14 protein-coding genes are annotated in these 14,879 nt (G+C 58.2%); 9 read left to right on the forward strand and 5 right to left on the reverse strand.

The annotated features are described in order from the left end of the window. Positions 1–26 precede the first annotated feature (26 nt). From pal to ACKVOS_RS01170, 6 genes are all read left to right on the forward strand, one after another. Positions 27–557, forward strand: a complete 531-nt coding sequence (gene pal, locus ACKVOS_RS01145; RefSeq protein ID WP_409210185.1) for a peptidoglycan-associated lipoprotein Pal — start codon at positions 27–29, stop codon at positions 555–557. Between the two features lie 112 nt (positions 558–669). Next, on the forward strand, positions 670–1,758 hold the full coding sequence (locus ACKVOS_RS01150) for a YjgN family protein (RefSeq protein ID WP_409210186.1): 1,089 nt from the start codon (positions 670–672) through the stop codon (positions 1,756–1,758). 3 nt (positions 1,759–1,761) lie between these two features. Further along, positions 1,762–2,847: a M48 family metallopeptidase gene (locus tag ACKVOS_RS01155; protein ID WP_409210187.1), complete on the forward strand. Its 1,086-nt coding sequence runs from the start codon at positions 1,762–1,764 to the stop codon at positions 2,845–2,847. A gap of 41 nt (positions 2,848–2,888) precedes the next feature. Continuing rightward, complete coding sequence (locus ACKVOS_RS01160) at positions 2,889–3,143, forward strand: DUF6356 family protein (protein ID WP_409210188.1); 255 nt, start codon at positions 2,889–2,891, stop codon at positions 3,141–3,143. Further along, a complete protein-coding gene (locus ACKVOS_RS01165; RefSeq protein WP_409210189.1) occupies positions 3,140–3,880 on the forward strand; it encodes an alpha/beta hydrolase in 741 nt (246 codons plus the stop codon). Before ACKVOS_RS01160 ends, ACKVOS_RS01165 begins: the two co-directional genes overlap by 4 nt. A gap of 129 nt (positions 3,881–4,009) precedes the next feature. Beyond that, a complete protein-coding gene (locus tag ACKVOS_RS01170; protein WP_409210190.1) occupies positions 4,010–4,699 on the forward strand; it encodes a hypothetical protein in 690 nt (229 codons plus the stop codon). On the opposite strand, the gene ACKVOS_RS01175 is transcribed toward ACKVOS_RS01170, so the two are convergent. Further along, positions 4,687–5,448, reverse strand: a complete 762-nt coding sequence (locus tag ACKVOS_RS01175) for an SIMPL domain-containing protein (protein WP_409210191.1) — start codon at positions 5,446–5,448, stop codon at positions 4,687–4,689. The genes ACKVOS_RS01170 and ACKVOS_RS01175 overlap by 13 nt on opposite strands. A 108-nt stretch (positions 5,449–5,556) precedes the next feature. Between ACKVOS_RS01175 and ACKVOS_RS01180 the strand changes: the two genes are divergently transcribed. Further along, positions 5,557–6,033 (forward strand): VOC family protein, encoded by a 477-nt coding sequence (locus tag ACKVOS_RS01180; RefSeq protein WP_409210192.1) that lies wholly within the window; start codon positions 5,557–5,559, stop codon positions 6,031–6,033. 2 nt (positions 6,034–6,035) lie between these two features. Further along, on the forward strand, positions 6,036–6,758 hold the full coding sequence (gene gloB / locus ACKVOS_RS01185) for a hydroxyacylglutathione hydrolase (RefSeq protein ID WP_409210193.1): 723 nt from the start codon (positions 6,036–6,038) through the stop codon (positions 6,756–6,758). 303 nt (positions 6,759–7,061) lie between these two features. On the opposite strand, the gene ACKVOS_RS01190 is transcribed toward gloB, so the two are convergent. Genes ACKVOS_RS01190 through ACKVOS_RS01200 form a run of 3 tightly spaced genes read right to left on the reverse strand, consistent with a single transcriptional unit; the run spans position 7,062 to position 12,584 of the window. Beyond that, entirely contained in the window at positions 7,062–10,370 is a 3,309-nt protein-coding gene (locus ACKVOS_RS01190) for an error-prone DNA polymerase (protein ID WP_409210194.1), read from the reverse strand. Further along, positions 10,367–11,905 carry a Y-family DNA polymerase gene (locus ACKVOS_RS01195; protein ID WP_409210195.1) on the reverse strand — a complete coding sequence of 513 codons (1,539 nt, stop codon included), beginning with the start codon at positions 11,903–11,905 and terminating at the stop codon, positions 10,367–10,369. The genes ACKVOS_RS01190 and ACKVOS_RS01195 overlap by 4 nt, the downstream gene beginning before the upstream one ends. Beyond that, a complete protein-coding gene (locus ACKVOS_RS01200; RefSeq protein ID WP_158900975.1) occupies positions 11,805–12,584 on the reverse strand; it encodes an ImuA family protein in 780 nt (259 codons plus the stop codon). Before ACKVOS_RS01200 ends, ACKVOS_RS01195 begins: the two co-directional genes overlap by 101 nt. 106 nt (positions 12,585–12,690) lie before the next feature. Here ACKVOS_RS01200 and ACKVOS_RS01205 point away from each other — a divergent pair, with 106 nt between their 5' ends. Further along, entirely contained in the window at positions 12,691–14,154 is a 1,464-nt protein-coding gene (locus ACKVOS_RS01205; protein ID WP_409210196.1) for a phospholipase D-like domain-containing protein, read from the forward strand. Positions 14,155–14,169: 15 nt separating this feature from the next. Here ACKVOS_RS01205 and ACKVOS_RS01210 read toward each other — a convergent pair whose 3' ends face one another. Further along, on the reverse strand, positions 14,170–14,802 hold the full coding sequence (locus ACKVOS_RS01210) for a hypothetical protein (protein WP_409210197.1): 633 nt from the start codon (positions 14,800–14,802) through the stop codon (positions 14,170–14,172). Positions 14,803–14,879 lie beyond the last annotated feature (77 nt).

Below are 14,879 nucleotides of genomic sequence, written 5' to 3' on the forward strand. Positions count from 1 at the left end.
GGGGCTCGAAAAGAAGGAGAAAGCCGATGAGAAACAACAGTATCAAGGGATTGGCATTTTTGCTGGCATCCGCGTCATTGGTCGCAGGTTGCGGCAAAAAGGATGTAGAGGTGCTTCCGCCTGTCGCGGAAAATACCAATTATGGCCAACCACCCGCCGAGACCAGCCCGGTCACCAACACTATTCAGCCGGGAAGCCAGGAAGATTTCCTGCAAACAGTAGGTCAATTTGGCGACCGTATCCTGTTTGATACCGACCGCTTCAATGTCGACACCGACGATCAGGCTACGTTGCAAGTTCAGGCGCAATGGCTTGCCCGCTATCCTAATACGAGAATTACTGTTGAAGGCCATGCCGACGAGCGTGGAACCCGCGACTATAACCTTGCTTTGGGCGAACGGCGCGCCAACTCGGCAAAAAATTATCTGATATCGGTGGGTGTCGATGCCAGCCGGATCCAGACTGTCAGCTATGGCAAGGAACGCCCGCAGGCGCTGGGTTCGGATGAGCAAAGCTGGGCGCAAAACCGCCGCGCGGTTACCGTAACCGTTCAATAAGTGCCGATGCGACGCGCTTTTGTCGAAGCGCGTCGCCCTTTGACATCGCTGTTCTTGACAAATCCAAGCCCTTCCGCGCATGTTTTGCAGGTTATAAAGGGGCATTGAATTTATGAGCGAAGACCTGACACAGCGCCATAGCGCATTCCGTTTCCATGGAAGCTGGCAGGAATTTGCCAAAATTGCCTTTCCCAATCTGTTGCTTACCATCGTTACATTGGGCATTTACCGTTTCTGGGCGACCACGCGGGAACGGGAATATCTGTGGGCGCAAACCGATTTCATTGATGAACGGCTGGAATGGACGGGCAAAGGATTGGAGCTGTTTATCGGCTTCATCATGGTATTCTTGCTGCTCGGTCTGCCGATAATTGTCATGCAGCTTGTCTCCCAAGGCCTCATTTTCCGAGGTCAGACTTTCATTGCAGGCGTTGTTACCATCGCCATGTTTGTAATGTTGTTTTACCTCAGCGGCGTCGCCTATTTCCGTGCCCTTCGCTACCGCCTTAGCCGCACCTATTGGCGGGGTATTCGGGGGGGGAGCAACGATCCCGGCTTTGGGTACGGGATTTCCTATATGTGGAAAAACATTGTCGGCGTGCTGCCGATTTTCCTGCTGGTACCATGGTCTATGATCTCTCTGTGGAATGAACGTTGGAATTCGATGAGCTTTGGCCCGCACAGCTTCGAATCCAATGCCCGGTGGCAACCGTTAATGAAGCGCTATCTGCTTTTTTATCTGGTTCCATTTCTGATGTTCGTCGGCGGGATAATTTTAGGGATTGCCGCAGCGACTTCCGGCGGGCAGCTCGGGGGGCTGGGCGGTACCGGTATGGCCATAGGTAGTGTATTGGTCGTGGTTGCTATCTTAAGCCTCTATATCATCTTGCCGCTGGCTGCTCTTGCCTATTACAGCAAATATTTCCGGATCGCTGTAGGCGGCCTTCGCCTGCATAATCTGGAATTCGATTTTCGCGCAAGGGCGCCGGACTGGATCCTCTTTTTTCTGGCAAATATGGTAATTGTCATCTGCACGCTCGGGATTGGCTATATCTTTATGCCTTACAGAAACTGGAAATTTTTTATCGACCATATGGAAGCCTATGGCGAGATTAACATTGACGAACTGACCCAGTCCAAGACCATTGTGTCAAAACATGGCGAAGGTTTGCTCGACGCCTTTGATGTCGGTGCGATCTGATCGATGGATAATTTCTTCAACGTTTGGCATTATGACGGCCGCAGCGCGGTTCGCCGTAAGGTTGAGGTCCAGACTATCGGGCGGCAGTTCTTCCTGGTCGAAAATGAGCGTCGGCACGGGCCGTTTTCTTTTTCCGATGTGGAATATGTGACGCGCAAGGAAAATGTCGACGTTTATGGCTTGGCGGATATCGACGGATGGCGGCTTATGATCTCTGGGCCTGTTCCCAAGGAATTGTTGGAGCTACTGCCGGCGCAGCGTAAATACGGCGGGTGGGTCGACCGGCTGGGGCTTGGCAAGGCGACCATAGCGTTCGCGCTTGTAAGCGCAGCCGCGGTCGCAGTCGTTCTTCTTAGTCCACAGTGGCTTGCCCCATTGATTCCTTCCAGTGTCGACAGAAAATTGGGCGAAGCGCTGGTGGGTGATTTTGGCGGACGCTTCTGCAGCACGCCCGCCGGAGACGCGGCGTTGCAAAAGCTGGTACGTTCCATCGACCCCAATCCGCAAGACCTGCAAGTCGAAGTGGCCAAGATCGACATGATCAACGCGGTCGCCCTGCCCGGTGGCAAAGTGATTTTGTTCGATGGTCTGGTAAAACAGGCCCGCTCACCCGACGAAGTGGCCGGTGTCCTCGCCCACGAAATTGGCCATGTGCGCGAAAAGCATGTGATGCAGGCGTTGTTGCGGCAAATGGGCCTCGCCGTCGTGCTCGGCGGCGTGGATGGAAATAGCGGTGCGCTTGTGAACAACATGCTCGCCATGAGCTACAGCCGCGAATCCGAGGCGGAGGCCGACGCCCATTCGATGAAGGCGCTCGGCGCTGCCAATATCTCACCTGTGGGCACCGCGTCGTTCTTCGACCGACTGTCGGAATTGGACGGTAGCGCCCGAAACGGAGAGGATGGCCAGGGAGTTGCAGGCTATATGTCCAGTCATCCGCTCTCACGTGAGCGTAAGAAGGCATTTGAAAAGAGCATCATAAAGGGCAAGAATTACAAGCCCGCGCTGACCGCCGTAGAATGGACCGAATTAAAGACCATGTGTACGCAGGACCGCAAAGCGAAGTCAGGCTTCGGCTTTGATTTTTAATGATGCAGCGCTATTGCGCGCAAAAGGAGACTATCCCAACCATGTTTCGCCGCCTTTTTATCGATCACCCCAAAAGCGTTGACGAAAATTATGTGCAGCATTTCGGTGTCGCCGGCCGCTTCGGTTTGACAATGATCTGGGGTGGCATGAAGGCGCTGGTGCATGCGGTCATTCCCGGCCTGTGCATCACTTCGGGCAGCGACACCGTCAAGCGGCTTAACACAATCATGGTCGAACAACGCCGTGCCAAAGGGCAGGATGTCGCCCAGACTTTGACGGTTGACTGGGTGATTTGACACTGGTGGAACCGCCTGTCCAGTTTCTGAATCGTCCGGACGGGACCCGTCTTGCCTATCGCCATCTTCGCGGCGAAGGCCCAACCATCGTATTTTTACCAGGCTACATGTCCGATATGCAGGGCGGCAAAGCGCAGGCGCTTGCCGCATGGGCGCAAACGCAAAATCGGGCCATGTTGCGATTGGACTATTCCGGTTGCGGTGAAAGTGACGGGGTATTTGAATCAGGAACACTTGATGTCTGGCGCGACGATGTTTGCGCGGTCATCGCTGCGGTCGTCACGGGGCCAATCATTCTCATCGGGTCGTCCATGGGTGGATGGCTGATGCTTCTGGTGGCGCAAGCTCTTGGCGACCAAGTCGGGGCGCTGGTCGGTATTGCGGCGGCCCCTGATTTTACCGATTGGGATTTTGACGCAGCCGATAAAGCCACCTTGCTGGAAAAGGGACGGATCGAGCGGCCCAGCGAGTATGGTTATGACGCCATGGTCATTACCCAAGATTTTTGGACATCAGGTCAGGATAATCTGCAACTGACTGGCCGTGTCGCACTCGATTGCCCGGTACGGCTGATCCACGGACAACAAGATCCGGATGTCCCTTGGGATTTTTCACTGAAGCTCGCCGCGTGTCTTCGTTCAGCCGACGTGCAGACGATATTGATAAAGGATGGAGACCACCGGCTTTCGCGCGATCAGGACATCGCATTGTTGATCGATGTGGTGGCAAAACTCTAATGCGGACGTCCGCCGTGCCGACATTTTGGATATCTAATGCTTCTGCTTTCTCTTTTTCTTCTCCAGTCGGCCAACCCGGTTTCAGCGCAACCATTGCTGACCCTCGATGAGGTCCAGTTTAACGAGTGCATGAAACTCGCACAAACCGATGCACCGTCTGCGGTAGCCCTAGCAAATGAATGGACTCAAAAGGGTGGGGGCCATCTTGCAAAAGCCTGTCATGGATTTGCGTTGGCCGCTGATTTCAAATTTGAACTTGCATCTCCAATTCTTGCTGATGCAGCCAAAGGTGCGGAAGTTAAATTCGACAACCGCGCCGCCCGTTTTTGGGCGCAAGCGGGAAATGCGGCCATAGCAGCAGGGCGAATGGACGTAGCATTAGAGTCATTGGATCGGGCGTTGGCAGGTGCATTATTGGATAATGCCGAGCGTGCCGAATGCGAAATTGACCGCGCCCGCGCGCTTGTCGCGCTCGACCGGAATAGCGAAGCGGAGGCAGCGCTTACCACGGCACGGAGCCTTTCGCCTGAGAACTCTGTTGCCTGGCTGCTTTCCGCTACATTATCACGGCGGGTTAACAAATTATCCGATGCGCTTGCGTATATCCAGACCTCTGCAGCGCTTGCTCCTCGTGACCCCTCTGTTGCTTTGGAAGCGGGCAATATCGCCATTGCCGCAGGGGATGAAAGCACCGCGCGCAAACAATGGGAGCAAGTCCTTGCTATAGCGCCAAACAGCAGGCAGGCCGCGAGCGCAAATACACAATTGGCAGCGTTGGGGATGAAGCCAACGCCGCCAGAACAAGATCAGTCCAGATAATATTCCACCGTGGTAACGACCCGCACCTTTTTATAAGGTGAATCCGAAACACCCCAGCCGCCTGCGCTATCGCCGTCACGGGCAGTGACTTCGAAATAGCCTTGGGTCGCCGATTTGATGCTGCCGACGCCGGTGCCGCTGTCTTTGGCAAATTGCTCCGCAGATTTGCGCGCGTCCTTTGTCGCTTGGGCGATCATTTCGGGCTTGATGGCGTTCAATTTGGTAAAGGTGTACGACATGCCCGACCCCTCCTCCAACTCGACGCCGCTTTTGACCAGATCAAACTGCCGCTTCACGGCGGCTTCGGCCTTTTTGATGTCGGTGGTACGCAGCGACAGGCGCTGCTTCACCGTATAGGTGGGAATGCCGTTTTCATTATATTGCGAGACATTGGCGCCGGTTGGCTGCAGGGCATCGGCATCGAAACCGAGGCTGTTGAAGAATCCACGGATTGCCTTTGTGTCGCCGTCGACTTTGGACTGCGCCGACTGCAAATCACCCGCCTTTGCCGAATAAGCGATCGTCCATGTGGCAAGGTCGGCGGTCACATCGCGTTCCGCAAGCCCGCGGACGGTTACCGCGCGGTCGGACTGTTTCATCCGCACCAGCCCGTCACCCATCAGATAGCCACCCGCCACAAGGCCCGTCGCCAAAAGCGCCGTTCCTGCGAGCCATGCCTTACCCTGATTGGCGGTCAGCTTACCCAACCAGCTTGTTCCATTTATTTCACCCGCATCATCACCCATCATCTGATCCTTGAAAATTCTGCCCCGCAGCCTTGTGCACCCCTTGCGCCGGATACTGTCAGGGTCCATCTGTTGCGTCGACCTATTGCATGCTTTGCTATAGTATTGACGATGAACCGTGCGTTAATAGAGATGAATGGAGTTATTATGGCGACGAAATATCTGCACACGATGATCCGCGTCACCGACCCCGATGCGACTGTCGCCTTTTTCAAACTGATCGGGCTGGAGGAAGTGCGGCGTTTCGACAGCGAAGCGGGGCGCTTTACGCTCATCTTTCTCGCCGCGCCCGGCCAGGACGGGATTGCGGAAGTCGAGCTGACCTACAACTGGCCGCCCGCCGATGGCAGCCCTGCGGAAGATTATAGCGGCGGCCGGAATTTCGGGCATCTGGCCTATCGGGTCGACGATATTTACGTAACCTGCCAGCGGCTGATGGATGCAGGTGTCACCATCAACCGTCCGCCGCGCGACGGCCATATGGCCTTTGTCCGCACACCAGACGGCATCTCGATAGAACTTCTGCAGGAAGGCCATCTGGAGCCTGCGGAGCCTTGGGTCAGCATGCCCAATGTCGGGAGCTGGTAATAATGCTAAAGATTGTCCGCATTCCGGTCTTGTCCGATAATTATGTCTGGCTGGTGCACGAACCGGTGAGCGGCGAGACCATGGTGGTCGACCCTGCCGTTGCACCCCCCGTTCTGGAAAAGGCGGAAGAGCTCGGCTGGAAGATTTCGCAGATCTGGAACACCCACTGGCATCCCGACCACACCGGCGGCAATGCCGAGATAAAGCAGGCCACCGGCTGCACGATCACAGGGCCGGCCGCCGAAGCGGGGCGTATCCCGACATTGGATGTGCAGGTGAAGGGCGGCGATGTTGTGCGGCTGGGCGATGTGACCGCTGATGTCCTTGATGTCCCGGCGCACACGGCAGGCCATATCGCCTTTCACTTCGCCGAAGATCAGGCCGCTTTTGTGGGCGACACGTTGTTCGCAATGGGCTGCGGGCGTTTGTTCGAGGGCACGGCGGAGCAGATGTTTGGCAACATGCGCGCGCTCGAAGCGCTGGGCGACGACACGGCCATCTACTGCGCCCATGAATATACCTTGAGCAACGGCCGCTTCGCCCTCACCGTCGAGCCGGACAACACGGCTTTGGTGCAGCGCATGGCAGAGGTTGTCGCCTTGCGCGATCGGGGGGAACCGACAGTGCCGACCACCATCGCTCTCGAAAAGGCGACCAATCCCTTCATGCGTGCCACATCCGTGGCCGAACTCGCCGCACGGCGCGCTGCGAAGGATGCCGCGTAAGTTGGGATTCGACGAGGAGTAGTATTCAAGAAGAAGGAAACTAAGTTTCAGGATGAAGTCTACCTACTCCGCGAACTCTGCGAACTCTGCGTGAACCAGAAACACGGCGCTAATGGGTTCACGCGGAGACCGCAGAGTATGCGGAGGTAGGAATTGGGCCAGTCAATGAAGGCACCAATCCCCCTCCCGCAAGCGGGAGGGGTTAGGGGAGGGGGCGGACCGCTGGTACGCCTTGCGACCTCACCGACTCACCCTCCCCCGGCCCCTCCCGCTTGCGGGAGGGGAGTAGAGATGGGTCACGGCCTAATGAAAATCGCGCGATCTCGGCAGGATGCGGACGTCGCGCGGGTGGCCATGACGGGGGGCGACAGGACGGGCAAATTCGTCCGACCGGCTGAGCGGAACATTGGGATCATGGTCTTCGGATAGCCGGTCCAGCTCATGCGTCCGGTCGGTAATCGTCGTCGCCATCAGGTGGACAACACCCTCCTTGCTGCGCTGCACTTCCCCTTCAATCACCATCAGGCGCGCGCCCATGACAGCGCGCCTTTGCCGCTCGAACAGGCGTGCCCATAAAAGGGCGTTGATGACGCCCGTCTCATCCTCGATGGTGATGAAAATGGCATTGCCCTTCCCCGGGCGCTGCCGTGTCAGCACGACCCCGGCAGTCTTCACCCGAGAACCGTGCCGCGCCTTGTCGGTCTCGGCACAGCTCAATATCCCCTCGCGCGCAAATACCGAACGCAGGAACTGCATCGGATGCCCTTTCAGCGACAGCCGCGTCATCTGGTAATCCGCAGCCACATGCTCGCACATCGGCATGACGGGTAGGCGGGCGTCCATCTCTTCGGCCAGTTCGCGCGCATCCGCTGCGGCAAAAAGGGGAAGCTGGTCCGACGGCGTCCGCCGCGCCTCCCATCCGGCGGCGCTGCGGTCGAGACCCAGGGACCGCAGCGCATCGGCATCGGCCAAAAGATGCAGGCCGCGCGACGGCAAGGACGCCTTGTGCGCGAGCTCCTCCATGGAGGCAAAGGGCTGTGCGGCAACAACCGCCCTGGCCCAATCCTGCCGGAAATGATCGACCTGCCGAAATCCCAGCCGCAAGGCCCCTTCTTCGATGCTATTGTCCCACTGGCTGAAATTAATGTCGATCGGCCGGACCTCGACCCCGTGCGCCCGCGCATCCTGCACCAATTGCGCGGGCGCGTAGAAGCCCATGGGCTGGGAATTGAGCAGGGCAGCGGTGAAAATAGCGGGGTGATGGCATTTCAGCCAGGACGACACATAGACCAGATGGGCAAAGGCCTGCGCATGGCTTTCCGGAAAGCCATAGCTGCCAAAGCCTTCAATCTGCTTGTAACACCGCTCGGCAAAATCACGCTCATAACCACGGCGCACCATGCCCTCGATCATCTTGTCGCGATAATCGGGCATTGTCCCCACATTGCGGAACGTCGCCATCGCGCGACGCAATCCATTGGCCTCATCCGGGGTGAAGGCGGCCGCAACCATGGCAAGCTTCATGGCCTGTTCCTGAAACAGCGGCACGCCACAGGTGCGGTGAAGAATGTCGTACAGTTCCCGCGGGTCATGCGGCGGGGCGGGTGCAGGGAAATCGACGGGCTCTTCCTTGTTGCGACGGCGCAGATAGGGGTGGACCATATCCCCCTCGATAGGCCCGGGGCGGACAATCGCGACCTGGATGACCAGATCGTAAAACTCCTTGGGCTTCAGCCGGGGGAGCATGTTGATCTGCGCGCGGCTTTCCACCTGGAAGGTGCCGATGCTGTCGCCCTTTTGCAGCATCTGGTACACCGCCGGATCCTCTGCCGGTATGCTGTCCAGACGATAATCGCCCAATCCGTTTTCCCGGATGAGGTCGAGGCTTTTGCGGATACAGGTCAGCATCCCCAGCGCCAATATATCGACCTTTAACAGGTTGAGCGCGGCAATATCGTCCTTGTCCCACTCGATGAAAGTGCGATCTTCCATGGCGCCATTATGGATGGGAACGGTTTCATCCAGACGGTTTTCGGTGAGCACAAAACCGCCGACATGCTGCGACAGATGGCGCGGGAAATCGAGCAACTGGCCGACCAGCGCATGCAGTTGGGCAATCTGCGGATTGGCCGGATCAAAGCCTGCCTCCACCAGCCGCTCTTCGGGCAATTCCCGCCCGAAACTGCCCCAGATCGTTCCCGCCAGCCGCGCCGTCACATCCTCGGTCAGCCCCAGCGCCTTGCCAACCTCGCGCACCGCGCTGCGCGGACGATAATGGATCACGGTGGCGGCGATGGCGGCACGGTGGCGTTTGTACCGCTGGTAGATATATTGCATGACCTCCTCGCGGCGCTCATGTTCGAAATCCACATCGATGTCGGGCGGCTCGTCCCGCTCTTCCGACAAAAAGCGCGAGAAGAGCAGATTGTTGGCGACAGGATCGACCGAGGTAATCCCCAGCAGATAGCAGATCACCGAATTGGCGGCAGAGCCTCTTCCCTGACACAAGATGGGCGGTTCTTGCGTGCGGGCAAATCGGACGATGTCGTGCACGGTCAGGAAATAAGGTGCATAATTCTTCTGCCGGACAAGCTGGAATTCCTCCTTCAGCATCTTCACCAATTTGGGCGGCAACCCATCGGGATGGCGACGCTGCGCCTCGGTCATGACCAAATGTTCCAGCCAGCCTTGTGCATCCCAGCCTTCCGGCACGGGCTCATGCGGATATTCGTAACCCAGCTGCGCCAGATCAAAAGAGATCTGCCGCAACAGGCGGGACGTTTCGGCAATGGCGTCAGGACAATGTGCGAAAAGGTCAGCCATCTGGCCGGGCGATTTGAGATACCGCTCCGCATTGCTGTCCAGTCGGGCACCAGCCTGTGCCACAGGGACGCCGAGGGATATTGCCGTCAGGACATCGTGCAAGGGCCGGTTCCGGCACTCTGCATAGAGGGCGTCGTTCGTGGCGAGCAGGGGAACACCCAAATGCTGGGCCAAAAGGCGGGATTGTTCGAACTGGCGCCTGTCGCTGCCCTGAAGATGCATGGACACCCCCAACCAGACGCGGTCGGGCGCGCATTTTTTCAGGCGCAGCAGAATATTCTCGATCCCCTGCGGCGTTGGCTCCACCAGGCGCAACCCTTCGCTGCCGTCATGATGATCATAGGGTACAGGCCTGCCCTGCGGCGTATTTTCCTGCGCCGTGGACACAGGCAAAAGGATGAAGAGTATATCCTGCGCGTGCGCCGCCAGATCGTCGAAATAAAGGATGCAGCCCCCCTTTTTCGACCGCATATTCCCGGTTGTCAAAAGCCGGGTCAGCCGTCCCCACCCCAGACGGGTGCGGGGATAGGCGACAATATCCGGCGTCCCGTCGGCAAAGACCAGCCGCGCGCCGGTTACAAGCCGGAAACCTTGGGGCAATAGGGATTGGGCACGGGCGGCTTTGACCGCACTCCACGCCCGCACAACACCTGCCACACTGTTACGGTCGGCTATGCCAAGTGCCTTCATACCAAGTGCGGCCGCCTGCAGCACCATCTCCGCCGGAGAGGATGCGCCGCGCAAAAAGGAATAATGGGTTGCAGCAACCAGTTCGGCGTAGGCAATCATGCGAACAACCCGTGCAGATACCAGCGCGGGTCCCCCCCCTCCCCATAGAGCCCATGCCGGAACATCCAGAAACGCCGGCCTTCACTGTCCTCCACACGGTAATAGTCGCGGGTCAGTCCGCCCTTTCCCGGTTCATGCCCCGCAGGACGCCGCCACCATTCGTCCGCGATCCGTTCAGGCCCCTCGACAGAATGGACCAGATGGACATGACGCCGCCACCGGAACTGGCGCGGCGGTCCATCGGGCAGCAGCGCCGTCACCTCCACAGGCTGCGGCGGGTCGAACAGACGGAAAGGCCGCATTTGCGGTTCCTGCATCTGGGCTGTTGTCCGGAAAGCCGATGGCGGTCCGGCCTGCGCGGGACGCTCAAAGGTTGCACGTTCGGGAATATGGCTGTTGCCCATGTGAAAATGACGGATGCGCTCCGGCCCCAGGCGTACGCTCAACCGGTCGATCAGCGCCGCCTTTTCCGCCTTTACATCCACCTTGGATTCAAGACCTGCCTGCACATGCGCCAAATATTCGCTGCGCGGAACAGCCATGTGGATCATGTCATAGCCAAATCCCGGGTCGAGCGGATCGGACAATGTATCAATCCGCTCCCCGAACAACCGGTCGAGCAAAGCCGCATCACGTGTCGGGGTGCCGGTATCCACGGCAAGCCGCGCGACATGACCGTCACTGCGGAACAGGGATATTTCAAACCGCCGGCCACCTTCGCCACGTTCCTGCAACAGGATCGCGCTTTGCTGTGCCAGATGGGTGATCCCCGCCATTACATCCTGCGTGCGCGCCACCGGCTCTGCAAAATTGAGCGCCACCTGGATAACCGGGGCGGCCCGGCGCGGCGTAATGCGGGGGTCTTCTTCCTCCAACAGACGCGCAAGTGTGCGGCCATAATCCTTACCGAAACGCGCGGCAAAGGCGGCACGTGGACGCGCGGCAAGGTCGCCGACCGTTTTCAATCCGGCCCGCTGCAACGCGGCATGCACCTTTGCGTCGCAATCCAGCGCGTGCACCGGCAATGCGTTTATCGTCCGCACACCAAATCTGGCCTTGGCCCGCGCGCTGTCCGGTGTCGCACCCAGGGCGATACGCGCGGTCAGGCCATGACGCCGCAGCCGCATTTTCAAATCCCGGGCAAGGGCCGCTTCGGTGCCGCCAAATATATGCGCGCAGCCGCTAATATCCAGAATCAGACCCTGTGGCGGATCCAAAGCGCAACTGGGGGTGTAGCGTTCGCATCCGTCGGCAAGCCATTCGAGCAATTGCCTGTCCGCCTGCGGATCATGGTCAAATACCGCCAGATCCGGGACGCGCGCCCGCGCATCGGCAAGCGCCATGCCGGGCGTCATGCCCAGCCCAAGCGCAGCCGTATCGCAGGCGACAAGCCGCATGGCCCCGCGCTGCTTTTCAATCAGCGCAAAAGGAACGTCAGGCGCTTTGTCTCCGCAGCTCCGGATCAGTCGTTCCGCCGGCAGAACCGGCAGAAAGACCGCCAGATAACGGCGCGTCGTGAAAAATTCTGTCTCCATGATCCCAGGTCACTCTCGCCGCAAAAGGCGCAATGCCGCCGCGGTGGCGCAGCAAATTGATGTCGAATGTTGCAAAGCCCGGCACGTTGCCGGGTAGAGGCAGCGATGGCGCGGACCGGACTTGCCAGCGGGTGGTGGCCGCGCTGGGCATCGGGACCGCATCACCCCGCACCAGCAGTGCCAAAACACCGGCTTCGCGCGCGGCCAGCACCAGCCGCCGCGTCGATGTCAGATCGATCAGCCGGGCATGGCCCTGCGCCTCCAAGATGACGGCACCTGCGGCTTTTGAACGGATGCCATCGGCTGCAGCGCGCAAGGCATCGCGCATATCCGCCGCCTGAACCAGCAAAAGGCGGGCGGGATCCGCACCCATTTGCGCAAGACCCGCGGCATAGAGCCGGCCCGAGGCCTGCCGTTCCTTGTCCCCCGAAACCCACAAAATATGCGTCTCCGTCTCGGGCAAGCGGAGCGCCATCAGCATGGCAAAGGCGGCTGCCGCAGTTGCGTCATTATGGTCAGCAGCGAAAAATTCATGCAGACCGTCCTGCGCGATTCCCCCCTGCAGTCGCTGGTCCACCAAAGGCGCGCCGACCGGCAGAAGCCTTTGCGGCTTCTCCGACTGGTACTGCTGCCACAACCTGTTGGACGGGGGCGCAGATAGAATCGCCTTAATGTTCATGTTTTGTTCTATATCTTCTTTTTCCAGAATGTGGAGTCAGCTTTTTGTCGTTAAATTGGGGCAGGACCTGTTAGATGCTGTCATATAGAAAGATGCAGGAGACCACATGAACCCCGACATTTCCGAAAGCCCGGGCATCTGGTGCCATGCGAAAGCGACGCGGGCGCATGCTGTCGTCGACGCGGCACCCTATTATGAGATCATCCAGGCCGCCATGATGAATGCCAAGCACCGCATCATGCTGATCGGTTGGGATTTCGACACACGTATCGATTTAAGCCGGAGCCGCCGGAAAAAAGGCGACCCGCCAAAACGGCTTGGTGATTTCATCTTGTGGCTGGCCGACCGGACGCCGGGGCTGGAAATCAAGCTGCTTAAATGGAATTTCGGTGCGCTTAAGCTGATGACACGGGGGTCGGCCATGGTCGATGTCGCTAAATGGGCAATGCACAAGCAGATCCAGTTCAAACTCGACAGTGCGCATCCTGTGGGATGCAGCCACCACCAGAAGATCGTCGTCATTGACGACAAGATGGCCGCCTGCGGTGGCATCGACATGACCGCAGACCGCTGGGATACCCCCGAACATGTCGACGGCGACCTACGGCGCAAGCGCCCCAACGGGAAGCTCTATGGCCCCTGGCATGACACGACCATGCTGGTCGAAGGCGACACCGCCGCTGCACTCGCCGTCCTTAGCCGGGCGCGTTGGGAATTGGCCGGTGGTGATCCTATGGAACCCTGCCCCACGGATGCTGCCTCGCCCTGGCCCGAATTTCTGAAGGCCGAATATCAATTTGTCGAAATGGGGATTACGCGCACCCGTGCGGAATATAAGGACGCCACCGAAATCCGCGAAATCCAGCACTTGTTTCTGGAACAGATCGCCCGCGCCAAAAAGTTCATTTACGCAGAGAACCAGTATTTTGCCTCGCCCAAAATCGCCGATGCAATCGCCAAGCGCATGGCGGAACCTGACCCGCCCGAGATTATCATCGTCAACCCCGAGACCGCGGACGGATGGCTGGAACAAAAGGCCATGGATGGCGCCCGCGCGCAGCTGCTGCGCGCCATAGGGAAGCACGACCCCAAGGACCGGTTCTGCATCTATGTTCCGCACACCAAGCAGGGTGAACCGATCTATGTCCATGCCAAGCTGATGATTGTGGATGACGAAATATTGCGCATCGGGTCCGCGAATATGAACAACCGTTCGCTGGGTCTGGATAGCGAATGCGATTTACTCATCGATACAGTCCGTATTGGAAATGCGAGCGCGGGGCCGGCCATCACGGCATTGCGGGCTTCGTTATTGGCGGAACATTGCGGACTTTCGGACACCAAAGTGATGGAACTTTTGGGGCAAGGCAAGACGATGCGGACTATCATCGAAGTGGCACAGGGAAATGGCCGTAAACTTGTGCGACTTGCCATTCCGGAGCTGACCGAAGCCGAGAAGGTTATAGCCGAAACGGCCGCACTGGATCCCGAAAGTGCCGACCAGATGTTCGAACCTTTTTCGAGCCCCGGTCTGTTTTCCCGCGTCAAGCGGCTGCGTTCACCAGGATAGTTTTCGAAGCCGGTTTCATCGGTTCCGTTTCTTTTCCGGGGTGGGGGTAGGCGCTGGCTGAGTCCCGGCTGGCGACGGTGCTGCCCCTGCGACCTGCAACGGGACAATGGAAACGCCGTACAGCCGCCATTTACCGGCCATCCATTGATAATAAAGTTCAAACTCGACCGAGGTAGGCCGAATGCCGAAATAACCGCGCAGATACAGAACGTCGGGTTGGACCATTTGCGGCGGGGCAGTATAAGAAGGCGCAACAAGCAAGGCGTTGGACAAGTCGATCTTGCTGCTCCGCAAGCCTGAAAAAATCTCGGCAAGACGCGCAGGATTATTGTTGATCTGGAATCCGGTTGCCGAAAGATCGCGCAGCACGGAATAATTGCCTGACTGGTTGGCATTATCCACCGCCGCGATTGTTCCCCAAATCAACTTCGCCAATTCCAGTTCGCCGGGAATAGGAGCGGCAGAAAGGGTATTTTGCGGTGCCACGGACTGCGGCAATTGCGGTTGGCTTTGGGCAATAGCGGGAAAACTATGTCCGGCCCAAAGCATCACCATGCCGCCGAAAAGTGCCAAAGTACGGCGCGTGAAGAGTAACGCTTGCGACTCCGTGGACCAAAATTGATCACCATCCGCACCATATTGCTTCAACGATCATTCTCCATTTTGTTAACGCCGCCGATAGATAGCATTACAATGAAACCTCATTTTTCGCAACGCTTTTAATC

This window comes from Sphingorhabdus sp. (assembly GCF_046154385.1).
Taxonomy (GTDB): domain Bacteria; phylum Pseudomonadota; class Alphaproteobacteria; order Sphingomonadales; family Sphingomonadaceae; genus Sphingorhabdus_B.